Source organism: Geotoga petraea (genome assembly GCF_900102615.1).
Taxonomy (GTDB): domain Bacteria; phylum Thermotogota; class Thermotogae; order Petrotogales; family Petrotogaceae; genus Geotoga; species Geotoga petraea.
Genome location: NZ_FMYV01000005.1, coordinates 200,114 through 224,415, shown reverse-complemented (window position 1 = coordinate 224,415; position 24,302 = coordinate 200,114). Strand labels below are relative to the sequence as shown.

The 24,302-nt window shown below is 29.5% G+C and carries 21 protein-coding genes, 1 tRNA gene and 1 rRNA gene; 19 read left to right on the top strand and 4 right to left on the bottom strand.

The genetic code is table 11. The features are described 5' to 3' along the window. The first annotated feature begins 76 nt into the window (after positions 1-76). The 10 genes from rrf to BLS00_RS07495 all read left to right on the top strand — a co-directional run bounded on the left by rrf (position 77) and on the right by BLS00_RS07495 (position 10,353). A 5S ribosomal RNA gene (gene rrf, locus BLS00_RS07540) occupies positions 77-190 on the top strand. 474 nt (positions 191-664) lie between these two features. Further along, positions 665-1,702: a glycosyltransferase gene (locus BLS00_RS07535; RefSeq protein WP_311044514.1), complete on the top strand. Its 1,038-nt coding sequence runs from the start codon at positions 665-667 to the stop codon at positions 1,700-1,702. Between the two features lie 3 nt (positions 1,703-1,705). After that, positions 1,706-2,716 carry a lysylphosphatidylglycerol synthase transmembrane domain-containing protein gene (locus BLS00_RS07530; protein ID WP_091404365.1) on the top strand — a complete coding sequence of 337 codons (1,011 nt, stop codon included), beginning with the start codon at positions 1,706-1,708 and terminating at the stop codon, positions 2,714-2,716. A gap of 6 nt (positions 2,717-2,722) precedes the next feature. Continuing rightward, the gene (locus BLS00_RS07525) at positions 2,723-3,871 is read left to right on the top strand and encodes a glycosyltransferase (protein ID WP_091404362.1); all 1,149 of its coding nucleotides are present in this window, start codon (positions 2,723-2,725) and stop codon (positions 3,869-3,871) included. Between the two features lie 13 nt (positions 3,872-3,884). Then, a complete protein-coding gene (locus BLS00_RS07520) occupies positions 3,885-4,304 on the top strand; it encodes a Mini-ribonuclease 3 (RefSeq protein ID WP_091404359.1) in 420 nt (139 codons plus the stop codon). Beyond that, complete coding sequence (gene rlmB / locus BLS00_RS07515) at positions 4,277-4,996, top strand: 23S rRNA (guanosine(2251)-2'-O)-methyltransferase RlmB (RefSeq protein WP_091404357.1); 720 nt, start codon at positions 4,277-4,279, stop codon at positions 4,994-4,996. Before BLS00_RS07520 ends, rlmB begins: the two co-directional genes overlap by 28 nt. After that, on the top strand, positions 4,993-6,822 hold the full coding sequence (gene mutL / locus BLS00_RS07510) for a DNA mismatch repair endonuclease MutL (RefSeq protein ID WP_091404354.1): 1,830 nt from the start codon (positions 4,993-4,995) through the stop codon (positions 6,820-6,822). The genes rlmB and mutL overlap by 4 nt, the downstream gene beginning before the upstream one ends. 162 nt (positions 6,823-6,984) lie before the next feature. Then, positions 6,985-8,556 carry a hypothetical protein gene (locus BLS00_RS07505; protein WP_091404353.1) on the top strand — a complete coding sequence of 524 codons (1,572 nt, stop codon included), beginning with the start codon at positions 6,985-6,987 and terminating at the stop codon, positions 8,554-8,556. A gap of 46 nt (positions 8,557-8,602) precedes the next feature. After that, positions 8,603-8,691 (top strand) — tRNA-Leu (locus BLS00_RS07500). 393 nt (positions 8,692-9,084) lie between these two features. Further along, positions 9,085-10,353 (top strand): glycoside hydrolase family 1 protein, encoded by a 1,269-nt coding sequence (locus tag BLS00_RS07495; RefSeq protein WP_091404351.1) that lies wholly within the window; start codon positions 9,085-9,087, stop codon positions 10,351-10,353. A 19-nt stretch (positions 10,354-10,372) separates the two neighbouring features. On the opposite strand, the gene speE is transcribed toward BLS00_RS07495, so the two are convergent. Genes speE through BLS00_RS07480 form a run of 3 tightly spaced genes read right to left on the bottom strand, consistent with a single transcriptional unit; the run spans position 10,373 to position 12,190 of the window. Next, positions 10,373-11,236, bottom strand: coding sequence for a polyamine aminopropyltransferase (gene speE / locus BLS00_RS07490; protein ID WP_091404349.1), 864 nt, complete (start codon positions 11,234-11,236; stop codon positions 10,373-10,375). After that, on the bottom strand, positions 11,233-11,634 hold the full coding sequence (gene speD / locus BLS00_RS07485; RefSeq protein WP_091404347.1) for an adenosylmethionine decarboxylase: 402 nt from the start codon (positions 11,632-11,634) through the stop codon (positions 11,233-11,235). Before speD ends, speE begins: the two co-directional genes overlap by 4 nt. Before the next feature lie 19 nt (positions 11,635-11,653). Beyond that, positions 11,654-12,190 carry a helix-turn-helix domain-containing protein gene (locus BLS00_RS07480; protein WP_091404344.1) on the bottom strand — a complete coding sequence of 179 codons (537 nt, stop codon included), beginning with the start codon at positions 12,188-12,190 and terminating at the stop codon, positions 11,654-11,656. A gap of 205 nt (positions 12,191-12,395) precedes the next feature. Here BLS00_RS07480 and mreB point away from each other — a divergent pair, with 205 nt between their 5' ends. The 5 genes from mreB to BLS00_RS07455 all read left to right on the top strand — a co-directional run bounded on the left by mreB (position 12,396) and on the right by BLS00_RS07455 (position 17,927). Then, positions 12,396-13,403, top strand: coding sequence for a rod shape-determining protein (gene mreB, locus BLS00_RS07475; protein WP_091404342.1), 1,008 nt, complete (start codon positions 12,396-12,398; stop codon positions 13,401-13,403). 2 nt (positions 13,404-13,405) lie between these two features. Then, positions 13,406-14,056 carry a hypothetical protein gene (locus BLS00_RS07470; RefSeq protein ID WP_091404340.1) on the top strand — a complete coding sequence of 217 codons (651 nt, stop codon included), beginning with the start codon at positions 13,406-13,408 and terminating at the stop codon, positions 14,054-14,056. After that, the gene (locus BLS00_RS07465; protein WP_091404337.1) at positions 14,057-14,461 is read left to right on the top strand and encodes a hypothetical protein; all 405 of its coding nucleotides are present in this window, start codon (positions 14,057-14,059) and stop codon (positions 14,459-14,461) included. Further along, on the top strand, positions 14,451-16,151 hold the full coding sequence (mrdA, locus tag BLS00_RS07460; protein WP_091404336.1) for a penicillin-binding protein 2: 1,701 nt from the start codon (positions 14,451-14,453) through the stop codon (positions 16,149-16,151). Before BLS00_RS07465 ends, mrdA begins: the two co-directional genes overlap by 11 nt. A gap of 147 nt (positions 16,152-16,298) precedes the next feature. After that, complete coding sequence (locus BLS00_RS07455; protein ID WP_091404334.1) at positions 16,299-17,927, top strand: radical SAM protein; 1,629 nt, start codon at positions 16,299-16,301, stop codon at positions 17,925-17,927. A 13-nt stretch (positions 17,928-17,940) separates the two neighbouring features. Here the strand turns inward: BLS00_RS07455 and BLS00_RS07450 are convergent, their stop codons facing one another. Then, on the bottom strand, positions 17,941-18,786 hold the full coding sequence (locus BLS00_RS07450; RefSeq protein ID WP_091404331.1) for a GNAT family N-acetyltransferase: 846 nt from the start codon (positions 18,784-18,786) through the stop codon (positions 17,941-17,943). Between the two features lie 184 nt (positions 18,787-18,970). On the opposite strand from BLS00_RS07450, the gene BLS00_RS07445 reads away from it, so the two are divergent. From BLS00_RS07445 to BLS00_RS07430, 4 genes are all read left to right on the top strand, one after another. Further along, positions 18,971-19,366, top strand: a complete 396-nt coding sequence (locus BLS00_RS07445; protein ID WP_091404329.1) for a YbaB/EbfC family nucleoid-associated protein — start codon at positions 18,971-18,973, stop codon at positions 19,364-19,366. Between the two features lie 100 nt (positions 19,367-19,466). Next, the gene (gap, locus tag BLS00_RS07440; RefSeq protein ID WP_091404327.1) at positions 19,467-20,477 is read left to right on the top strand and encodes a type I glyceraldehyde-3-phosphate dehydrogenase; all 1,011 of its coding nucleotides are present in this window, start codon (positions 19,467-19,469) and stop codon (positions 20,475-20,477) included. Between the two features lie 65 nt (positions 20,478-20,542). After that, positions 20,543-22,510 carry a triose-phosphate isomerase gene (gene tpiA / locus BLS00_RS07435; protein WP_091404324.1) on the top strand — a complete coding sequence of 656 codons (1,968 nt, stop codon included), beginning with the start codon at positions 20,543-20,545 and terminating at the stop codon, positions 22,508-22,510. A gap of 72 nt (positions 22,511-22,582) precedes the next feature. Then, a complete protein-coding gene (locus BLS00_RS07430) occupies positions 22,583-24,235 on the top strand; it encodes a hypothetical protein (protein WP_091404322.1) in 1,653 nt (550 codons plus the stop codon). The last annotated feature ends 67 nt before the right edge of the window (positions 24,236-24,302 follow it).

The following is a 24,302-nucleotide window of genomic DNA, read 5'->3' as shown; positions in this document are numbered from 1 at the left end:
GTGCAGTGATGTATTGAGCTGAGCGATACTAATAGCCCGAGGCTTTGGACAATTATGCACTAGTGAGTTAGTTATTAGGGGTGAGGATAATGAGATGGGACACACCCAGATCCATTCCGAACCTGGCCGTTAAGCCAACTCATGCCGATGGTAGTACACTTATTGTGTGCAAGAGTAGGTTTCGCCCCTTCAATACTTCAAGAGTCAACCCACAAGGTTGACTCTTTTTTGTTGTTTGTTGATAGTTGTTAAGATTTTTCTTTCAGAAAAATCGTTGTTAGTAAACTGGGCCCCTCTTAATGAGGGGTGCTGCTTTTTGCAGGGTGTTTAGGGTTTTAGCTTTTAGCAAGTAGGTTTTCAGATTTTTTACTTCCAACAACCAACAACTAACAGCCAACAACTAACAACTAGCAACTAACAACCAACAACTAACAACCAACAACTAACAACCAACAACTAACAACTAACAACTAACAACCAACAACTAACAACTAACAAATAGCAACAGAAATCTCTGATTTCTATTCTTCCATCTGAAATTGTGAAACAATTCATGATATTATAGATATAATATGTTAAAAGTGTAATTTTTTTTAGAAAAATGTTAAAATCAATTTTTAACTCATTTTATGTTAAAATATAAAAGCAAAGGAGTTGATTTTTTCTGAAAATTAATATTTTATCAATTGCTGAAAAATATCCTGGACAAGGTGTTTATTCTGCTACAAAAGATCATAAATTTATTTTAAAAAAATATGGTAATTTTGATATATTTCAAAATAAAATATTTGGAAAATATGACATTATACACGCACATACAGTTAATATAAAGACTTTTTTTTCTTTACTTTTTAACAGAAAAAAGTCAGTAAAAATATTTTCAGCTCATATTGTACCCAATTCTTTAAGGGGAAGTTTAAAATTTAGTTTTATATGGTTACCAATTTTTAGAATTTATTTAAAAATGATATATAATATGTCAGATAGAGTTTTAGCAGTTAGCGAAGAAACAAAAAATGAACTTATAAATGATTTAGGTATAAAAGAAGAAAAAGTAGTTATATTTCGTAATTTTGTTAGAAGAGATATGTTTTATACTGAGTATTCAAAAAAAGAATCTATGAAGAATGATTTAAGAAAACAATATGGTTATTCTAAAGATGATTTTATAATAATTGGTTCAGGTCAAATTCAACCGAGAAAAGGGATTGAAGATTTTTATAAATTAGCAAAAGAGCAAAGAAATAAAAAATTTATTTGGGTTGGGGGGATGCCTTTTAAAAAGGCTACCGAAGGTTATGAAAAAATGAATAAGATTATAAATTCTAACCTTAGTAATTTGAAATTTACAGGAACTATTGAGAGAGAAAAAATGATAGATTATTATAGATTGTCAGATGTTTTTTTCTTGCCATCAATACACGAAACTTTTGGATTGGTTATTATAGAAGCTGCTGGTAGTGGATTACCAATTATATTAAGAGATTTAGAAGTATATAAAAAGATTTTCTCTCCTTTTTATTTATACGGGAAAAATAATGATGATTTTATTAGAATTTTTGAAAAATTAAAAAACGATTCCATTGAATATAGCGAAAATGTTGAAAAATCATATGAATTATTTCGTCAATATGATGATAAAAAGGCTTTTGAGAAATTAAAACAAATATATGAGAAAGAATTAAATAGTAAGGGGGAATAAAAAATAAAAAAGATAAATAAAAATTTATTATATGTCATTATTGCAGTTTTAATAAGTATTGGAATATTTTCTATTATCAGTAGTGTAACTAATAATAGTTTAATAGAAATTATAAAAAATATAAAAATAAAACACATTTTTATTTCTTTTTCTATTTTTGCTAGTGGATATTTGATTGATGCATTGAGAATGAAGATAATCATATCAAACTTTAATATAAAAACAAATTTTTTAGATTTGACCTATAATAATGTTATGGGCTTTTTTTTCACCGCAGTAACTCCTTTAGCTGCAGGTGGGCAACCTTATCAAATATGGCATTTAAATGAATCACTTGGCGTTGATTATGAGCATGGAATGAATATTATGGTTTCAAGGTTTTTAGAAACTATGTTTACTAATTTTTTTGTTGCTATATTTTTTTATAATTCAATTATAAGTTCCCTTAGAGGGGGGAGGATTTCTGTAAGGCTAATCCAGTTAGGATTAATAACATCATTAATAGTAACTTTGTTTATACTTGTTCTTTTTGTAAGAAGCAGAATTATTATAAAAATAGTTCGATTATTAGAAAAAATAAAATTTTTTAGAAAGAAAAATTGGAGTTTGAAATTAGAAAATTGGATAGTTGAATTGAAAAAAAGTATTAGATTTTTATGGAATGAAAAGTTATACATTATGATATTAGATATATTATTAGGAGTGGGTTTACTTATAGTTCAAGCCTATTCTTTATATTATTTTGTTGATGTTTTTACTCCTGATTTAAACATATCTTATTGGAAAATTTTTGGAGGTATGGCTATTTTAAATATGGTAGTCTTTTACTTACCAACCCCAGGTGCGAGTGGTTCAATGGAGGGAGCTTACCATATTTTTCTAAGTTCACTTACAGGGAATTCAAAAATAGCTCTTACAGCTGTTTTTGGGTGGAGGTTTTCTTCATATTATATGCAAATAATATTTGGAAGTTTATTATTGTTTATTAACAATGCTTTTATTAAAAGAAGGTGAATTAAAATGAATATAGCTATGTTTTCAGATACTTATGTGCCTCAGAAAAATGGTGTTGCAACGGCAGTAAAAATATATAAAGATGAAATGGAGAGACTTGGGCATAATGTATTTGTTTTTGTTCCAGAATACGATAGTAATCACAAAAGAGAGGAAAGAAATGTATTCGAATTTCCAGCAGTCACTTATTTCAAAGAAAAAGAGCAGAGATTTGCTTTACCTTTCTCAAAACAATTGTTTAAAATAAGAAATTTGAATTTGGATGTTATTCATTCTCATGCTCCTTTTTCAATGGGAATTATGGCTAGGTTGATTTCTTCTAATCTAAATCTTAAACATGTTGGAACTCATCACACAATGTATGAATATTATAGGCATTATGCCCCTTTAATTATTAGACCGTCATTAGAACAATCTAAAAAGCTAATTAAAAACTGGTGTATGAAGCTTGATAAGGTTATAGTTCCAACTAATAATATAAAGGAAGTCTTAATAGATTACGGAGTACCTCAAGACCACATAGTAGTTATACCAACGGGAATCGATATGTATTCTTTTGATAAACCTATAAAATGGGATTTACGAAAAGAATATAATATACATGAAGAAGATAAAATATTGCTTTTTGTTGGTCGTATAGCAAAGGAAAAAAATATTGATTTTTTAATAAAAGACGTTTTCAAAAAAGTAGTTGAAGAAGAAGAAAATGTAAAATTTGTTATTGTTGGTGATGGAAACGAAAGAGAAAATCTCGAAGAAGCTGTTGTTAATGAAGGATTGCAACAAAAGGTTATATTCACTGGTGGTCAAGCACGTGGAAAGGTAATAGATGCTTATAAGCAAGCTGATCTTTTTATTTTTGCTTCATATACAGAAACTCAAGGGTTAGTTGTTTTAGAATCGCTGGCTTCAGGGACTCCAGTAATAGCCCTTGGTAAGATGGGGGTCTATGATATTCTTTCAAGAAAGAACACTGGTGGAATAATGATTCCAGAATTAGTAGCTGATGATTTTATTCATAACATTTTAAGACTTTTAAATAATGAAAGTGAATATAATAAACTATCATCAATGGGAAAGACTTTCGTAGAAAACAATTTTTCTCTCACAGTTAATGTAGAGAAATTAATAGAAGTGTATAAAAATTTGATTTAATGGGGAATTTTTTATGAATGTAGAAGAGTTTTTTAAAACAAATAAATTAGCTGATTTTAGAGAAATACCTATAGATAATTTTGCTTATATTGGAGATGCTGTTATGGCGTTAAAATATAAACTTTTGATCTTGAAAGATGGAAGGAAAAAGCCTTTTCATCTTAATGAAAGATCAAAAGATTTTTTAAGCGCTAAAGCACATGATGATTTTGCACTTAAAATATTTCCGCAATTATCTGAAAAAGAAAAGAATATTTATAAAAGAGGTTATAATTCACGCGGTGCAGGGAAAAGAGGAAATGACTTGAGTTATAGAAGATCTACAGGATTGGAATCATTAATAGGCTATCTTTATTTAGCTAAGGAATTTGATCGTTTAAACGAAATTTTTGAGGTGATTGATAAATGTATGTTCAAGGAAGAAATGTCTTAAAAGAAATTTTAGAGAATAATTATAAAGTAAAAAAAATATATTTTTCAGATAGCAAAAATGTAGATAAAAGTTTAAAAGATTTATACGAAGAATCTTTAATTAAGGGATACAACTGCCAATTGGTTGATTCAAAAAAATTAAAAAATTTATCTGATACTTCTAAGAATCAGGGTGTTGTGGTAGACATTGGTAAAGAATTCAACTATTCTGAAGAATCTATTCTTTATGAAAAGGAAGAGCCATTTTTTGTCATATTGGATCAAGTACAAGATCCCCATAATTTTGGTGCTATTGTTAGGTCAGCGGTTGCGAGTGGGGTTGATGCTATAATAATCCCCAAAGATAATTCTTGTGGAGTGACTTCTACGGTTATTAAGGTCTCTTCGGGGCAAATATTTAAATTACCTATTGTCCAAGTTACTAATTTATCGAGGACTATAGATAGATTAAAAGATAATAATATATGGGTTTATTCTGCTGATATGAATGGCCAAAATTATTTTGATATAAATATGCAGGGTGGTTTTTGTCTTGTAATGGGAAATGAGGGTAGTGGAGTTAGAAAGAACATAAAAGATCATTCAGATGGAATTGTTTCTATTCCGATGTTGAATAATGTTGAATCTTTGAATGTTTCTGTAAGTGCTGGAGTTATAATGTTTGAAGCTTTAAAACAGAGGCGATTAAAATGAGAATAAAAAAGTTACCAGATGATATTATAGTAAAAATAGCAGCAGGTGAGGTTATTTCTGGTACTTATAATGTTGTTAAAGAGTTAATCGAAAATTCAATAGATGCTGGTGCTGATAAAATAAGGGTTGAAATTATCGATGGGGGTAAAAGTAAAATCGTTGTTGAAGATAATGGTGATGGTATGTCTTTAGAAGAGATGAGAATAGCTGTAAAACCTCACACAACGTCGAAAATTGATAAATTTGATGATTTATACAGTATAAACTCATTTGGCTTCAGAGGCGAAGCATTAGCCTCTATATCTGAGATTAGCAGAATGAGTATTAGTTCAAAAAAAGAAAATGATTTAACAGGTTATGAGATATTTTATATTGGTGGAAAAGAAGTGGAAGTTAAAGAAGTCACAAAAAATAAGGGAACTAAAATAGAGGTTAATGACCTCTTTTTTAATATTCCCGCAAGAAGAAAATTTTTAAAATCATCATCATCAGAATCAAGAAAAGTAACTGACATAGTAGAAAAATTTATTTTATCAGAAAATATAGATTTTGAATATATCAGGAATGGAAAAGAAATATACAAATTTTACAAGAATGATAAACATACAGATAAAATAATAACTTTATTTCCAGAGTTAAAACTTGAAGATTTAATCGAAATTAATCAAAATATTGGTTGGGGTAGTATCAAGGGTTTTATCTCAAATCCAAAAACGACAAGAGGAAATAGATCTGCTCAAATATTTTTTGTAAACAAAAGATACGTGAAAGAAGGAGACCTTTTTTCTGTTTTTGAACGAAGTTATGGAGAAATGCTTGATAAGGGGAGACATCCTTACGGGGTCCTTTTTATAAATGTTTTGCCTGATAATGTTGATGTAAACGTGCATCCTCAAAAATTAGAAGTGAAATTTTCCGATCAAAATATAATAATGAAGGATATGAAGAACATATTGAGAGAAAATCTGGTGGAAAAAACTAAATTTAATCTCAACTTTGAAAAGATAGAGAAAAATCAAAATATTGAAAATCAGAGTGGTGAAAGAAAAAGAGACTTAGTTTTTGATAACTCTGATTACAAATCCAAGTCAAATTTTGAAAATGGCTATAATACGAGTTTATATAACAATGAGGGCCATCAAGAAAAAATTCATATAAAAGAACCAATAAAAGATTATGGATACTCAAATGAATTTTTTGAGAAGAAAAAAGTTAATGATACAATCTCCACTAATTTTCAAATTGAAAATAGTGATAGTAGAACAAATAACAAAAGAATTATAGGAGTTGCAAATACAAGGTATCTTATTATAGAAGACGAAGATCAAATAATAATAATGGATTTTCATGCAGCCCATGAAAGGGTTATTTTTGAAAAGTTGAAAAAACAGTTTTTTACTGAAAAAAGAATCAAAAAGAACAAGCTATTAATCCCAATTGAAATAAGAGTGTCTTTTGAAGAAAAAGAAGAAATAAATGAGCATAGGGAAATTATTAACCAAATAGGTTTGAATTTTTCTTTTGAGAATGAAATAATGAAAATAGAAACGCTACCTTTGGGGATTAAGGTAAAAAATCCAAAAGCAATGATAAGAGAAATATTGGATACTTTAAAACTTAAGGGAATAGAGTCTTTGGAGAAAATTCACGAAGATGCACTGGCCACTATGGCATGTAGAAGTGCTGTAAAAACTGGAGACGATGTTGTAGGACTTGAAAAGTTAGTGAGTGATGTTTTTGAAATGAAATTAAAGACATGTCCTCATGGCAGACCCATAATGATGAATATGCCTTATAAAAAATTGGATGATTTTTTTGGCCGCTGATTATGTTTTTTATTTCAGCCAAAAAATTCAAATTGTGATTTTTATCTGATTCTAGAATAATCGAAATTAAAATCAATAATACTACATAGAAGCTTTCTTCCATTTCTTCATTTGGTTATTTAGATTAATTATCACAAAAATAAATTACTGGAGATGATTTCGGTGAAAAAATATCTTTTATTTTTTATAGCTTTAACTTTATTTACATTTTCGTTCGCTGAAAAAATTTCAATTAAAGAAGCAAGAAGCAAAGATATTTTGAGCACTGTTACTGTAGAAGGATATGTTACCTTAGAGCCAGGACTTTTTGCAAACAACTCATTCTTTATAGAAAAAGATGGATATGGAGTAAACATCTACACTCAAGGAAAAGATATATCTGAGCTGAATATAGAAAGAAATGATTTGATAGAAGTAACCGGCTACACATGGAATCATAAATCAAATTTGGAAGTAGTACTTGAAACTGATAATAAAAAGCATGAAATTAAGATACTTCAAAAGAATGCAAAAAAAATAGAACCAAGAGAAATTAATGTTGAGGATATCAAGGATGAAGAACTTGAAGGCTCTTTAGTCCATCTCGATGCTAAAATTATAAAAAATATGGGACAAGAAATAATCATAGGAGATGAAACCGGAGAAGGTATTCTATGGATCAGGGAAAATACAGATATAATTCCAGATTATCTAAAGGAAGGTCTGGATATAGAAATTACAGGTATTTTAGCTCAATATCTATCTAAAAAGGAGATCCAACCAAGGGATATTAACGATTTAGTTGTGGATGATATATTCCCCCCAGAAGTTCAATTTTATTCCATTACAGGTGAAAAACAGGTAAAAATTCTCTTTAATGAATCTATCGATAGGCAAATAATTGCCGGCACGAACGTTAAAGTCTTAAAAAATGAGATAAACAGCATGGAATTTTCTTTTGAAGACAGAATCTTGACTGTTAATACAATAGAAAAAATCGATAATAACAGATTATTTTTGAGATTTATTAGAGATAAAGAAGGTAACACCTTGAAAATGCTCGTTTTAGAGTTAAAAGATCAAAATAGAAAAGAAAACAACTTAATTTTTGATGAATCACACGGGCAAACAGCCGGGAACGCTGATTGGGTTTTAGATGGAGGATATTCTGAATTAAAAACAATAGCGAATAATTTAGGATTAAACATATTTTCGTTAAAAGAAAGCATAAACAAAGATATTTTATCCCTCTTTGATACTTTTATAATTATAGAACCAAACGTTAGGTACTTGAAAGAAGAAATAAGGTCAATAATGGATTTTATTGAAAATTCTGGAGAAATATTCTTAGTTTCTGATCATGGTGGAGCTGACAGAAATGGTGATGGTTGGGATTCAGTTAGAATAATAAACGAATTATTGACAGAATATCCCTTAAGGTTAGTAGGAGATAACATAGAACAAGCCCCAATTAAAAATATTGAAGAACACATATTAACAAAAAAAGTTAATGAGATTGGAGTTTGGAATGGAACATCAATATCACATAATAATAGTTTTAAATCATTAATAAAAGACGATAAAGATAACCCATTATTAGTCATAAATGAAGAACTTGAAATGATTATATTTTCTGATTCATCAACTTTTGATGATGGTACCGGAAATCCAGGAGATATATTGCATGATGGTTTAAGTTGGGGAGATAACGAACAATTACTTACAAATATATTATATTATTTAAAAACAAATTAATTATTGACAGAATAAGATTTTTATAGTATAATCATTCTTGGATTAAGCCGAGGTGGCGGAATTGGCAGACGCGATGGACTCAAAATCCATTGGGGCTAATACCTCGTGCGGGTTCGAGTCCCGCCCTCGGCACCAAAGAAGGATAGAATAATGTTCTATCCTTTTTTATTTATATCTTTTTATTTAAATTGACAAAACACGAAGTATTTTACAAAAATTTTCATCATTATGTTATTATATAATTATAGAGGAATTATTAAATTATAAACTAGTCAGGAGCAATTCTATTCAAGAAAAGTGTACATTTCACAAAATAAAATTTTAATACTAAGTAATTTTTATTGTTATAAAATTTTTGATTAAACATCTTGCTTCTAATTGTTTACTAATTAGGCTGAATTTTAGGAATTAAATCTGTATGTTCTGGTTTATAAATCATATAAAATATGTTTCTGTTATGTTAAGTTTATTGATTGTTAAATTACTTGAAAAGAATTATATAGATTGACTTCTTAACGGGGTGATTTTATGGAGGGTTTATCATTTCCAAAGGATTTTTTGTGGGGGGTAGCTACCGCAGCACATCAGATAGAAGGGTTTAATTACAAATCAGATTGGTATGAATGGGAGAAAAAAGGTAAAATAAAAGATGGTTCAAGTTCAGAAAAAGCCTGTTTATCTGAAAATAGATATCTTAGAGATATCGATAATATTAAAAATCTTAATCTTAATTCATATCGTTTTTCTGTTGAATGGGCTAAAATAGAAACTGAAAAAGGGAAATATAGTAACAAACAGATCAGAAGATATAAGGATATGATTTTGGAGCTCAAGAAAAATAGCATAGAACCAATAGTTACACTTTTTCATTTTTCATTGCCATCTTGGTTTTCTGAAATAGGTGGTTTTTCTAAAGTTGAAAATATCAAATATTTTACTAATTATGTAAATAAGGTTGTTAAAGAATTCAAGGGCTTAGTTCAGTACTATATTATTATAAATGAACCAATGGTTTATTTGACTCAAGGATATCTTTTTGGAGAATGGCCACCAGGTGAAAATAGTATTGAGAAAACATATGAAGTAGGTAAAAATTTGTTGATAATGTATGATAAGACCTATAATTTGATAAAAAAAATTGATCCTTATACAAAAATCTCAATAGCAAAACATACTTCTGTTTATGAACCATATAATAAATTATCGCTAAAAGATAGATTGGCAACAAACAAAGTCAGAAATTTATTTGATCATGTTTTTGTTGATTCAATACTAAAACAAAAAATATTGCCACCTTTTGGGAAAGAGGAATTGTTAAACCATAATTCTGATTTGGATTTTATAGGAATAAATTATTATACAAAGCGATATATAAAATATGATAATGAAAAGAATTTTGATATTAAAACGAAATCAAACCATTTGACTGATATTGGACGGGAATTCTATCCAGAAGGAATAGAAAAAGTATTAGATAGATTTTCAAAATATGACATTCCAATAATGATAACGGAAAATGGAATTGCAGATGAGGAAGATAGATATAGAACAAGGTATTTATTAATAACATTAGAAAAAATACATGAATCTATGAAAAAAGGGATAAAAATAATAGGTTATATGCATTGGTCTTTAATGGATAATTTTGAATGGGTAGAAGGAACGTCAATGAGGTTTGGATTGTATAGGACTGATTATAATAATCATTTAATGACATTGAGAAACTCAGGAGAGATTTATTCAAAAATAGCCAAAGAGAATTCTATATCTGAGTCATTTTTGAAATTTATAAAATAAATGGAGCTTAAAGCTCCATTTATTTATTTATGATATCTTTTACAAAGGTAGGTAATGAAAAACATCCAACATGGATTTCTGCATTGTAATATTTTAGTTCTTTATTAAAATTTTTTACTTTTAAAGGGTCGAAATCTTTAATAGGATCTAAACCTTTTGAAGCGAAAGTCCAAGACCATGTTCCGGGGGGATATTGCGGGACAAACCCCATATATAATTTAGTGTTTTTAAAAACATTACTAATTCTATTATAAGAAAGTTTCATCCAATCTTTGTGAATGAAAGGATCTTCTGTTTCTGCAGAAAAAACTCCTTCATCATTCAATGCATCATAACATGATTGATAAAATTCTTCTGTGAATAGTATTCCACCCTCACCTTCGGTTGGATCAGTAGAATCTATTATTATGACATCAAAGTACTTTTTATATTGTTTTATAAACTTGGCTCCATCCTCAGCTATTAATTTTAATTTAGGGTTATCAAATTCTTTCGAAGTTGTAGGTAGATACTCTCTTGCTACTTCCATGACTCTTTCATCTATTTCACACATTATAACTTCTTCTACAGAGTCATGTTTTAAAACTTCCCTAGCTGTACCTCCATCTCCACCACCTATGATTAAGACTTTTTTTGGATTTTTTGAAATAAACATTGGAATGTGGGTTATCATTTCATGGTATATAAACTCATCCACTTCTCTTGTCATGGTAAGACCATCCAAAGTAAATACCCTACCGAATTCAGGAGTTTCAAAAACATCTATTCTTTGATACTTGGTTTGTTCTGAATGTAAAAATTTATTTATTTTATAGAATACACCAGAAGTGTTTCCAGGATTGTATTCATTAAACCAAATATGTTCTCCTGGTTTTAACTTCATTTTACCACCTCTGTTTTATGTGAAGAATTTTCTGGAATGCCTATATCTTTATATATGCCTCTTTTGTGCTCTTTAACCTCAGTTCTAATTGATTTAAAAGCATTTTTAAGGTAATCAAATGCCAACCAGGGATCCACTTCATCACCACATGTAAATAAATCTATTGATGCATAGCCGTATTCAGGCCATGTATGAATGGCTAAATGAGATTCTGAAACGATAACAGCACCACTAACCCCATGAGGTAAAAATCTATGAAAAGTGGAAGTTACTATTGTTGCTCCTGTAGTGATGGCGGCTTTTTTCATGTGGTATTCAACATCTTCTACAATGTCTAAAATTTCTTTATCACAATTATAAAATTCTGCTATTAAATGTCTTCCTAATGATTTATTCATTTTTTTGCCTCCTGACTTATTAGTATATTTCGATCCAGATTATTTCTGATGTGTTGTTTTTTTGATTATTTTTTATATAATGTTTTTTATTTGATTTAAAGAAGAAGCATTCCCCTTCATTAGCTTTGTATTTTGAATCATCTAAATACAGTTCAATATGACCTTTTATAATGTAACCAAATTCAAAACCCTCATGAGATTGTTCAATATCGGTAGAAGCACCAGGTTTTATAGTTAATATTGAGGGCTCTATTTTTTTTGGTTCTGTTGCTGTCATCAAAAGTTGTTCTTTAACTCCTTTAGGACTATCGTAAATTGGAATTCTTTCATTTTTTTTGTAAACCACTTTTTCCTGTTCGTTTAAGCTTGAAAAAAATCCAACAAGGTCTGTTCCTAAAGCTCTTAAGATTAATTCAAGATTTTCTATGGTTGGAGAGCTTAAATTTCTCTCCAATTGAGAAATATAGCCTCTTGTTAGATCAGACCTTATAGCCAATTCTTCTTGAGTCATATTATTCAGGATTCTTAAACTTTTTAATTTTTGACCTATATTCATTAGTTACCTCCAATGCGGATTACAAAAGGGAAAAATAAAAAAATGTATTATATATTAAACATATCGTTTAAAATTATATACTTTTTATTTTTTATTGTCAATAGATAGATTTTAAAATTGTGTTTCTAAATTTTCAAATTTTACTACATGTGATATACTATTAATGAAATTTATTGTTTTTATTGGATCCAAAAGGAGGACAAAAATGAGAACTTATTTGGGTATTGATTTGGGGACAGCTAATACATTAGTTTATTTAAAAGGAAAAGGTATTATTATAAATGAGCCTTCTGTTATTGCTATAGATCAAAATAACGGAAAAATATTACACGTAGGAATAGAAGCGAAAAAGATGATAGGGAAAACACCAAGCAATATTATAGCTATTAGGCCTCTAAAAGATGGGGTAATTGCAGATTATGATGTTGCCCTTGTTATGATGAAGCATTTTATAACCTCTTCAATTGGAAAATTAAACTTTCTCAAGCCGACTGTTGTTGTGGGAATTCCCACCGATGCAACAGAAGTAGAAAGAAGTGCATTAAAAGAAGCTGCTTTAGATGCAGGAGCACATAGGGCGTTTTTAATCGAAGAGGCTATGGGTACTGCTATTGGAGCTGGTCTTGATGTTGAAGAAGCTTCAGGGAATATGATCGTTGATATTGGTGGAGGTACAACAGAAATAGCTGTAATTTCTCTTGGAAATATAGTTTTATCAAAATCTATAAGGATAGCTGGTGATGAAATAGATGAAAGTATTATGGAATATATTAAAGACAAACACAATATTTTAATTGGAGAAAAAACAGCCGAAAGAATAAAAATGGAAATTGGTAATGTTTTTGCATCAAAAGATTATGATGAGCTTAAAATGGATATAATAGGATTGGATGTTTTAACGGGCTTACCAAAAAACATAGAATTAAACGGTGAAGATATTAGAGAAGCTATCGAAAAGCCCGTTATGAAAATTGTTGAAAACATTAAAATTGCAGTAGAAGCAACTCCACCTGAACTTTTATCGGATATAGTTAACAAAGGAATCTGCTTAGCTGGTGGGGGCGCTATGCTCAAAGGAATGAAAGAGTTAATAGAGAAAGAAACTCTTATAAGAGTGGTAATAGCAGAAGAGCCTCTTACATGTGTTGCAAGAGGAGCGGGCATGGTTATCGATAAGATAGATATCCTTGAAAATTTAGAAAAAAATAGATAAATATGAAAAAGAGTTTATTTTACTTAAATATTTTAGTCTTTATAATTATTATAGCAAACATATATAAACCCATTGAGAGATATTTTCAATGGGTTGTTTTTCCATTTGAAATAGTCTTTTCAGAAGTTCATGAATATATAGAAACTTCTAAAATAAATATGGAAAAATTTCAAGAAATAGAAAAAGAATTATTAAATTACGAGATAGAAAAGAAAAATTCAATTCTGGTTGATGTTAATACTAAACCAGGTGTTATTTTGTTTGAAAATGGAAAGTATTTGAGGGTAAAAACGGTAAATAAGGTAGATGAAAATTCTATAGTTATTGATTCCAAAAAACATTTAGTTGGATTTGTTGAATCTGTTTTAAGCGATATTGTATTGGTTAAGAAATTGGGATGGAGTGAAAATCATTTTTTCGCATTAATGGATAACAACGATATATTGGTTGAGGAAAAAAATGGATACTTGTATTTAGAGTTGCCTGAAAATATAGAAGTTAAAAACAAAGAAGTTAAAATTGAAACCCCTTTTTATTTAAAAGAAATTCCTATTACTTTAGAAGGTAAAATCACTTCGAAAATAGGAGATAAATTTATTTTTGAGCCTTCTAAAATTGACTCAAGTACAGTCTTTATAATGGAGGTTGATTAAATGGTTTTGATGATTTCTATGATAATAATAACCTTGATTATCGCATCATGGGATAGTTGGGTTGGAAGTCAAATTCTGTTTTTGTTCCCAATTTATTCCATATATTTAAAATTTTTTAACGAAGAGGATCATGACCTTATATTCACGATGGTATATGTTTTGATATTTTTTTCAACAAGATATGATTTGGGATTTACCGCTATTTTATTTTATGTAACTTATGTTATTTTCAGGAAAGTTTTCCATAATCTACCAAACAACTTTTATGGGGTGATTTTATATTCTCTTCCATATTCTATTTTTTTAAGCTACATTACATACTCATACTTTAGCTTTATTATTACTAATATACTCGTTTTAACTCTTTATTTTTTAAATATGAGGTTGATTTTTAATGAGAGATAATAGAGTTTTATTTTTATTTATTTTTATGATTTCAGCTTTTAGTATTTTAATAGGAAGGGCTTTTTATTTACAAGTAATAAACTGGCAAGACTATAGACTAAATGTTCTTGATATGAGTACAAGAGTTTATAAAATCCCCGGAAGAAGGGGAGATATTTACGATAAAAACGGTAACTTGTTGGCATGGAATGAAAAGAGATACAAGCTCAATTTAACGAGTGAAAATCTTGATTCAAATGAAGAAGAGAAATTAAAAGGAATTTTAAAATATTCAAATGTCGACATTAATAATTTGTTAGATGATTTGAATTTTAACAAAGAAGCTGACTTAAAAATTTCCAGTACAACTGCAAAAAAGGTCGACTCAATGGACAATATTGTTGTTTATGAAAATTATATAAGAAAATATTCTCATGATTCGCTTTATCATATATTGGGTTATGTTGATAATGAAGGAGTACCCAGAACGGGTATTGAAAGAGAATTTAACGAGTTATTAAAAGGAAAAGAAGGTTATAAAATAGTAACCATTTCTCCATCAGGTTATATAGAAAGTACCATAGAACAAGTCCCTTCTATAAAAGGAAATGATATATATTTAACTTTGGATATAGAGCTTCAGAAAAAAATATATGATTATATGGAAGAACATAACCACGTTGGTTCAGTTATAATTTCAGAACCATCAAATGGTTCTATATTGGCCATGGTTTCTTACCCCGCACCAAATCCCAATGATTTTTCAAGAGGACTTTCTAATATAGAGTTTAGAAGGATATTGAATGATGCAAAATCTCCTCTTTTAAACAGAAGCATATCTGCTTCATTTGCTCCAGGATCTGTTCTAAAACCATTTATAGCTTATTCTGCTTTGGAATATGGGATTTCACCAGAAGCTACGATTAATACAACTGGGAGATACAATCTTTATAACTCTTCAGGAAATAGGATAGCAACCTTTGATGATTGGAACTTAATTGGTCATGGAGTCGTTGATCTTGTAAAATCACTGAGAGTTTCTGCAAACTCATATTACTATTCTCTTGGAGAAAAGATTGGTATAGATTTTCTTTATCAACAAGCAGAAAAATATTCTTTAACAGAAAAAACAGGGGTTGACCTACCCGGCGAAATCACAGGAGTTTTTCCAAGCGAAGAATGGAAGAGAGAAAGATTTGGTGAACCCTGGTATCCTGGTGAAACTGTACAGGCTTTTATAGGACAAAGCTATATTCAAATGACACCTATTCAAATACTTAGATATTATAATATTTTGGCTGAACATGGGCAATATTACAATTTTCATGTTTATGACAAAACAAAAAATTCTTTTGATGAAGTAATAAATGAATATGATAAAAAGTTAAGCACCAGCTATGAACTTGACGAAGAATACTTATCGTATATTTTACAAGGCTTGAATGAAGTAACTTCCTATCCAGGTGATTCCCAGAATGGAGGTACTGCATACGAATATTTTAAGGATGCTGATTATAAAATAGCTGGTAAAACAGGTACTGCACAGGTTTCAGGGGGTAAAAGGTCTCATGCTTGGTTTGCTGGATTTACGCAAGAACCAGAAAAAAATTATTCTATAGTTGTTTTTGTTGAAAATGGAGGATTTGGTTCATCAGTAGCTGTACCAATTGCAAGGGAATTTTTAGATATGGTTATGGTTGAAAGTAGATGATAGTTTTTTGCCCGTTTTGGTAGCAGCAATTCTTTCTTTACTTATTTTATTAAGTTTTCAAAACCAAATTTAATTTCAAAGTTAACTATTTCGCCAAATCCACCAAAATTTGAATACTTCATCTTTCCCTTTACTGGAGGTTTTATTTTGAAAGCTGCAATTATAGATGGATATTTAGATGAACCTGCTGCTTTAGGTGTTCCACCATATATCTCTCCTCAAGTTAGATACGCTGCAGGAGCATTAATGTATAATGATATAGAAGTTAAATATTTTACAATAGATCAAATTAGAAAAGATGATTTATGGCAATCACTTGATCATTATGAATATATAATAATTATAGCGGGCACAACAGTTCCTGGCCACTATCTAAGTGGAAAGCCAATAAACATTGATGAAATAAATAAAATATTCAAATTAAATAGCTCTCCACTTAGGGTTTTAGGAGGGCCTATAACAAAAGGTTACACATTGACTGGAGGTAAAAGCGCCTCTATATTAAAGGATCTTTTAAAGGACAATTTTGACTATATAGTTGAAGGAGCCGTTGAAAATTTTTTATTAAAATATCCAATTAATGATGAATGGGATATAAAAGAGAGAGAAAGTTATGATGTAATAAATAAAATAGCTCCGTTAGGAGCTCATATCGTTCGTCAACATCCAAGGTTCCCAGATGTTATAGCAGAAATTGAGCTTTCAAGAGGGTGCGACAGAAAAGAGGGTTTTTGTAGTTTTTGCACAGAACCAGTTATTTATGGATTGTATAAAGAAAGAGAATTAAAAGATGTAATAGAAGAATTAAATAGTTTATCAAAAAATGATGTTAAAAATATTAGGTTTGGTAGAAGCTCAAATTTTCTTGCCTATGGAATTAGTTTTAACGACGATAAAATAAATACTCAAATTTTTGAAGATTTATATAAAGAGATTCATGATAAATTTGATTTAATTCACACAGATAATGCTAATCCAAATTTTATAATAGATAATTATTCAGAATCTCAAAAAATCATAGAAACTATTTCAAAATATAATACGTCTGGAGATATTTTATCTTTTGGAATTGAGAGTTTTGATGAAAATGTTTTGAAAAAAAACAAAATTTCTGGAAGCAAAGAGAGTTTTATCAAGGCTATTGAATTGGTAAACGAAATAGGGGGTAAAAGAGATGAGAATGGGATACCAAAGCTTTTACCTGGTATAAACCTTTTATTTGGACTTATTGGAGAAAGCAAAAGAACGTATGAAGTTAATAAAAGGGTGTTGGAAGAAATATATGATGATGATCTCATGTTGAGAAGGATAAATGTAAGACAGGTAATGGTTTTTCCTAAAACTTATCTATCTCTTACTGATGAAAAGCACAAAGTCAACAAAAAAGAGTTTAAAAAATTCAAAGAGTTTATGAAATATTACGATCATAAAATGCTTGAAAAAGTATTTCCTCTTGGGACTAAAATGAAAAATCTTATAGTAGAAAAAAATGAAAATTATATGTCTTATTCAAGACAATTGGGTACTTATTCTGTAATTTGTGGCTATCCAAAAGAACAAGAATTATACACAAAATACGATGGTGTTGTGGTTGACCACGGTTCAAGATCTTTAACGATTTTAAAACACCCTATAAATCTTAACAATTTAGATCGAAAAGAACTTTCAATGATTAAGGGTATTTCAAAAAAAACTGCAGATAAGATTATATTCAATAGAAGTTTTGATTTTTTAACTTCTGAACAAAAAGAAAACCTAAAAAAAATTCAGGGATAAAATCCCTGAATTTTTAATGAATTTTCTCTTCCATTTCTACTTGAATTAAAAACTCTTTGAATCCGTTATCTAAAAGAGCTTTATATAATAAGTCATCTTCTGGTACTGCTACAACAGAAACAGAATCATATTTTTCGGTAACTCTTTTTACAACATCTGAGATAAATTCTTTAAAAGGAGTTTTATCGTCTATTGGAGAGGCATCCACTATGTATGCATTGTCAACATTTTCACCCCACACAACATATCCAATAGTATACCCCCATTCAACAACTTTTTCTATCCTATATCTATCTTCACTTTTTTCTAAAGTTTGAGGATGCCTTTGCCAGTTAGGTTTTCTATCAAGATTTGTTTTTGCTTTAAAGGCATTTTCTTTAAGCCATATATTATCTTCTTCAACGTATTTGTAATCATATTTTTCTTTAGAATCAGTTTTCAAATTTAAAGATATGAGTTTTCTTTTTTCTTTAAACCCGTGTTTTTTATAAAAATTTATTGCTCTTTTCTCATTTTGTTCTACCTCTAAAATTATTTTTTTGATACCTTTCCACTTTAAAGTTTCTATAGTCCTGTAAATTATTTCAGAAGCAATTCCTTCACCTCTGTATTTTGGTAAAACCCCTATTGAATCAATTCTACCAAGTTCTCCCCTATGAGACACAATTGAAAATCCGATTGGAGTTCCATCATCATAGCAAATAAAAGAATCGTTTAATGAAATGGAATATTCTTTTACGTCTTTTTCAAAGGATTTTAAATTCCAATCTATCGGAACGATATAATCTTTAAATACGTCGTTAACCAATCTTATTACTTCTACCGGGGAAACATCTTTCAGTGACCTGTAAGAATACATACAATCCCTCCTCTCAATTTAATTATACTATATATTTTCAATATGATAAAATTTCTCATTTTTTAATAAATTAGACCTAATATCATATATATGTAATTATTTGTTATATTTAATTTTAATTATAAATATTTGGGAATAATTAAAAAAATGATATAATATTAACGAAAAGAAAGGAGGAACTTTAATGGCAAAAAAAATAAAGAGTATGGGTGGAAGATCTTTTAAAAAGAGTGCACCCAAGAAATCAGGTAATATGAACAAACTATTGCAACAGGCACAACAAGCACAACAATCTATGGAAAAAGAAATGGAAGAAATGGAAGCTGGACTTGTAAATAAAGAAATAGAAGCTACTTCCGGAGGTGGAGTAGTGAAAGTTATTGTAACAGGTGACTTGAGAGTAAAAGATATTCAAATTTCTGATGAGTTAGAAGATGAAGGTATGGATATTATTAAAGATATGATTATAGCAGCAACAAACGAAGCTCTTGAAAAAGCTAAAAATTACAAAGATGAAGAGAGTGAGAAAATCTCAGAGAAATATTTAGGTGGATTTGAAGGAATGGGGTTAGGATTATAATAAAATTAACCTATGTTTTGCATTAATTTATAATTTTAGGAATATAATATAGTTAGAGAAAAAAATAACTATTGCTCATATATCTTTAGGAGGTGCACAAATGGTAAAAGTTGCTATTAACGGATTTGGAAGAATTGGGAGATTGGCTTTTAGACTTATGTTTGATAACCCAGAATTTGATATCGTTGCTATTAATGACTTATCTGATTCAAAAGCATTAGCTCATTTATTGAAATATGATACTCCACATGGAAGATTCAAAGGAACAGTAGAAGTAAAAGAAGGAGCTTTCAGTGTAAACGGCAAAGATATAAAAGTTATTGCTGAGAAAGATCCTACTAAATTACCTTGGAAAGAATTAGGCGTTGACGTTGTTTTAGAATGTACTGGTGTATTCAGAACAAAAGAAAAAGCAGCTATGCATTTAGATGCTGGGGCTAAAAAAGTAGTAATATCTGCTCCTGGTAAAGGAGATATACCAAGTATTGTGTACAACGTAAATCACAAAATTTTATCTGGTAACGAAGATATTATAGATGGAGCTTCTTGTACAACAAACTGTTTAGCTCCAGTTGCAAAAGTTTTAAATGATAATTTTGGAATAGTTAAAGGTTTTATGACAACTATCCATGCTTTTACAGCAGATCAAAATACTGTTGATGGAGTACATAAAGACTTCAGAAGAGCAAGAGCTGCTTCTCAAAATATTTCACCTACAACGACAGGTGCAGCTGTAGCGGTTGGAAAAGTTTTACCTGAATTAAACGGTAAATTAGATGGTATAGCTATGAGAGTCCCAGTAGTTACTGGATCTGTAGTTGATTTAGTTGTTGAACTTGAAAAAGAAGTAACAGCAGAAGATATAAATAAAGCAATGAAAGAAGCTTCAGAAGGTGAGTTAAAAGATACATTAGGCTACACAGAAGATCCAATAGTATCAAGTGATGTAATAGGCAGTTCAAACGGTTCATTATTTGACTCATTAATGACAAATGTTATGACTGTTGATGGAAAACAGTTAGTTAAAGTTGTTTCTTGGTATGATAACGAAATGAGTTATACAACACAATTAGTTAGATTGGTAAAACATTTAGCATCATTAATTAAATAATAAAAAGTAAATAAATGGGAGACCTAAACGTCTCCCTTTTTTTAAATAAACCCGGGGGTGAAATAATGAGTAAAATGACGATAAAAGATATTGATTTAAAAGACAAAAAAGTAATTATGAGAGTTGATTTTAACGTACCAATAAAAGATGGAAAAATTACAGATGAAACAAGAATAAAAGCAGCTATTCCGTCGATTAACTATGTTTTAGAAAAAGGTGCTAAAGTAATACTTCTTTCTCATTTAGGCAGACCAAAAGGTGAAAGAACACCAGAATTTTCTTTAAAACCAGTTGCAGAAAGATTAAATGAAATAATAGATAATGAGGTTAAGTTTGTCGATGATACAAGAGGTGAAAAAGTAGATAAAGCTGTAGAATCTTTAAAATCTGGAGAAATTTTAGTTTTAGAAAATACAAGGTTCGAAAAAGGTGAAAAGAAAAACGATGAGGAGTTATCAAATTATTGGGCTTCTTTAGCTGATATTCATGTGAATGATGCTTTCGGTACAGCTCATAGAGCTCATGCTTCCAACGTTGGGATTGCATCTGTTATCCCATCTGTAGCAGGTTTTTTGATGGAAAAAGAGATAAAGTTTATTGGGGGAGTTACAGAAAACCCAGAAAAACCTTACGCTGTTATACTTGGAGGAGCAAAAGTATCAGATAAAATAGGTGTAATAAAAAACCTAATGAACGAAGCTAATAAGATATTCATTGGTGGAGCAATGATGTTTACGTTTTTGAAAGCTCTTGATAAAAAAATAGGTTCTTCAAAATTTGAAGAAGACAAGATAGATTTGGCAAAAGAATTGATAAAAGAAGCGAAAGAAAAGAATGTTGAGCTTATATTACCAACAGATGCAGTAGTAGCTCAAAAATTAGAAACAGGTGTTGAAAAGAAAATAGTTTCTATTGATGATGGAATAGAAGAAGGATGGATGGGGTTAGATATAGGCCCTAAGACTTTAGAGTTATTTAAAAACGAACTATCAAATATGAAAACAATAGTATGGAATGGTCCTATGGGGGTATTCGAAATAGATGATTTTGCTGAGGGGACAAAACAAGTAGCTCAATTGATAGCCGATCTTACAGATAAAGGAACTACCAGTATTATTGGTGGTGGAGATTCAGCTGCGGCTGCTGAAAAATTTGGATTAGCTCAAAAATTCTCACATGTTTCCACTGGAGGTGGGGCTTCATTAGAATACCTTGAAGGAAATGAATTGCCTGGGATAAAATCAATCGCAAATAAAAAAAGATTGGGAGAAAGAAATTTTATCCTTGCAGGTAACTGGAAGATGAACAAAACAAACACAGAAGCTTCCGCATTTGTAAACAAATTAGTTGGTCAAATTGGAAATGAGAATAAATTCGAAATAATATTGGGAGTCCCTTATACAGCGTTAGATAGAGTTGCTGATATAACAAGAAGTTCAAAAATAAAAGTAGCAGCTGAAAATATGTATTTTGAAGATAGCGGAGCATTTACAGGTGAAATATCAGCAAAAATGCTTAAAGATATAAATACAGAATACGTTATATTAGGTCATTCAGAAAGAAGGAATATTTTTAAAGAAACAGATGAAGAAATAAACAAAAAAGTTAAAAAAGCTTTATCAAATGAATTAAAAGTTATATTATGTGTTGGGGAACTTCTTGAAGAAAGAGAAGATGGCTTAACACTTAATGTAGTTGAAAGACAGATAAAAAAAGGATTAAAAGGTGTAACTAAAGAAGACATGTCAAATGTTGTAATTGCATACGAACCTGTTTGGGCAATAGGCACCGGGAAAGTTGCAACTCCTAAACAAGCTCAAGATACACATGAATCCATAAGAAGGTTAATATCAGAAATTTATGACCAAGATGTTGCAAATTCGACGTCAATATTATACGGAGGTTCAGTAAAACCTGAAAACATATTTGGACTATTTAGCAAGCCTGATATTGATGGGGGATTAGTTGGAGGAGCCTCATTAAAAGAAGATTTTATAGAATTAGCAAATATTATGAGAGATATAATCGTGTAAAAATTATTAAAGGCATCTGAAAAATGATGCCTTTTTTTATAAATATGATATAATTCCTTTGAGGTGATAAAAATGGATGAAAATAAAAACGAAAATCAAGAATTTGAAGAATTAGTAAACGAAGAAAATTACACCAAAAATAATAAAAGAGAAAAAATAATACTTTTTTCTTCCATAGGAATTATTGTAGTATTTACTTTGATAATGATAATACTTTTTACGGTTTTCAATAAAAAATACGAGCTTACAATTAACTATGACATACCTGAATCTTCAGTACAAGAAAATCTTAACAGCCTTAACGTGGTTTTAGAAGGAAATGACACCTACTCTTTTGATTTCACTCTTGATCAAAATGTTTTACTCGAAAACATAAAAGATGGAAATTATGAAGTGACTTTAAATGTACTGAATGACGATGCTTTAATTACTTACAGCGGGACAAAAGAAGTTTATTTAGATGATAATAAAACCATAGAAATTCCTCTTTCTAAAAAAACTATTAAGTATTCAATAAACTATTCTTGGATTGGAAATAATTTAAGTTTAGAAATGCCTGAAGGATATGATAAATATCTTGTCTACAAAAAAGATGGGGAAAAGTATTATAAATTCGCTTCATTTGATGAAAATACTTTTACTCTTGAAAATTTAGGACCTGTAAGCAATTTAAAATTTTCTGTAGTAGAAAATGGTAAAATGTTTGAATATACGGAAGGTTATGAAATTTATAACAACACTCCGCCGAGTGAACCTATGGTTAGTGGTTTATCGAGTGGAGAAACAGTCGATCCTTTAAACACAATTAGCCTATCTTTTAAGTCAAATGATAAAGAAAACAATGACATCCTTTACACTGTTGATTTGAAGAAAAATGGAAATATAAAAAATATCCAAACAAGATCTAAAAATACAAATATTATTTTAGAAGGTTTAGATTATGAAAGTGAATACACTATAACTGTTACAGCTTTCGATGGAAATTCAGAAAGTAAAACAAGTATTGATTTTAGGACAAAAAAATTACCAGATAAAACTTATCTTTATTCACCTTCTGGTAGAGATGGAGTCACTGTGTATGAAGTTGTAGATCCAAGGAATCCCACAGAAATAACCAATATCAAAGTGGGTGGAACAGTTAAAGAAGTAGTTAAAGATGGTAATTATTTATTTATTCTTAGAGATTCTGAAGGCATTAATATAGCAAATATATCCAATCCAATGAACCCTAATATAATAAAATCGATGGAGCTGGATGATATTGATAAAATAACAATAGCAAAAGATTTCCTTTATGTAAGATTTAATGATGATAGAGTTGGTGTTTATTCTATTAAAAATTTGGGAAATCCAGAATTTTTAGGATTTACCGAAATAAAATATTACGGGTCAGAAAATCCAGAAATAAGATATATAAATGCCAATCAAGAGTTCAAATCAGAAGTTATAACTTCTGATTATCAGATTTGGGCGAAAGATCAAAGAATAACTGTAGAGGAGTATATAATAGTAACTAACGCTTCATCGATCAAACAATTCTTTGATAATAATTATTCAAAAGTTTTTGATAACCTTAGGTTAGTTTCATCAATGCATAATTATGAAGATTTTAAAACTGTTAGTGGAATGGAAAAAATAAAAGAACAGTTAAATACAGCTTTAAAAGAAATGTACGGAAAAGATGATGGCTCTGAGATAAAAAATATAATTCTAAAAATTAAATAGAATCAAAAAATAACTCCTGTAAAAATTTTTTACAGGAGTTATTTTTTTAAGTTTTATTAATCTTTAT

Excerpts from the sequence above, each read along its gene's own strand:
- BLS00_RS07525 (WP_091404362.1), top strand. The coding sequence starts at position 2,723 with ATGAATATAGCTATGTTTTCAGATACTTATGTGCCTCAGAAAAATGGT.
- BLS00_RS07520 (WP_091404359.1), top strand. The coding sequence starts at position 3,885 with ATGAATGTAGAAGAGTTTTTTAAAACAAATAAATTAGCTGATTTTAGA.
- rlmB (WP_091404357.1), top strand. The coding sequence starts at position 4,277 with ATGTATGTTCAAGGAAGAAATGTCTTAAAAGAAATTTTAGAGAATAAT.
- mutL (WP_091404354.1), top strand. The coding sequence starts at position 4,993 with ATGAGAATAAAAAAGTTACCAGATGATATTATAGTAAAAATAGCAGCA.
- BLS00_RS07495 (WP_091404351.1), top strand. The coding sequence starts at position 9,085 with ATGGAGGGTTTATCATTTCCAAAGGATTTTTTGTGGGGGGTAGCTACC.
- speE (WP_091404349.1), bottom strand. The coding sequence starts at position 11,236 with ATGAAGTTAAAACCAGGAGAACATATTTGGTTTAATGAATACAATCCT.
- speD (WP_091404347.1), bottom strand. The coding sequence starts at position 11,634 with ATGAATAAATCATTAGGAAGACATTTAATAGCAGAATTTTATAATTGT.
- BLS00_RS07480 (WP_091404344.1), bottom strand. The coding sequence starts at position 12,190 with ATGAATATAGGTCAAAAATTAAAAAGTTTAAGAATCCTGAATAATATG.
- mreB (WP_091404342.1), top strand. The coding sequence starts at position 12,396 with ATGAGAACTTATTTGGGTATTGATTTGGGGACAGCTAATACATTAGTT.
- BLS00_RS07470 (WP_091404340.1), top strand. The coding sequence starts at position 13,406 with ATGAAAAAGAGTTTATTTTACTTAAATATTTTAGTCTTTATAATTATT.
- BLS00_RS07465 (WP_091404337.1), top strand. The coding sequence starts at position 14,057 with ATGGTTTTGATGATTTCTATGATAATAATAACCTTGATTATCGCATCA.
- mrdA (WP_091404336.1), top strand. The coding sequence starts at position 14,451 with ATGAGAGATAATAGAGTTTTATTTTTATTTATTTTTATGATTTCAGCT.
- BLS00_RS07450 (WP_091404331.1), bottom strand. The coding sequence starts at position 18,786 with ATGTATTCTTACAGGTCACTGAAAGATGTTTCCCCGGTAGAAGTAATA.
- BLS00_RS07445 (WP_091404329.1), top strand. The coding sequence starts at position 18,971 with ATGGCAAAAAAAATAAAGAGTATGGGTGGAAGATCTTTTAAAAAGAGT.
- gap (WP_091404327.1), top strand. The coding sequence starts at position 19,467 with ATGGTAAAAGTTGCTATTAACGGATTTGGAAGAATTGGGAGATTGGCT.
- tpiA (WP_091404324.1), top strand. The coding sequence starts at position 20,543 with ATGAGTAAAATGACGATAAAAGATATTGATTTAAAAGACAAAAAAGTA.
- BLS00_RS07430 (WP_091404322.1), top strand. The coding sequence starts at position 22,583 with ATGGATGAAAATAAAAACGAAAATCAAGAATTTGAAGAATTAGTAAAC.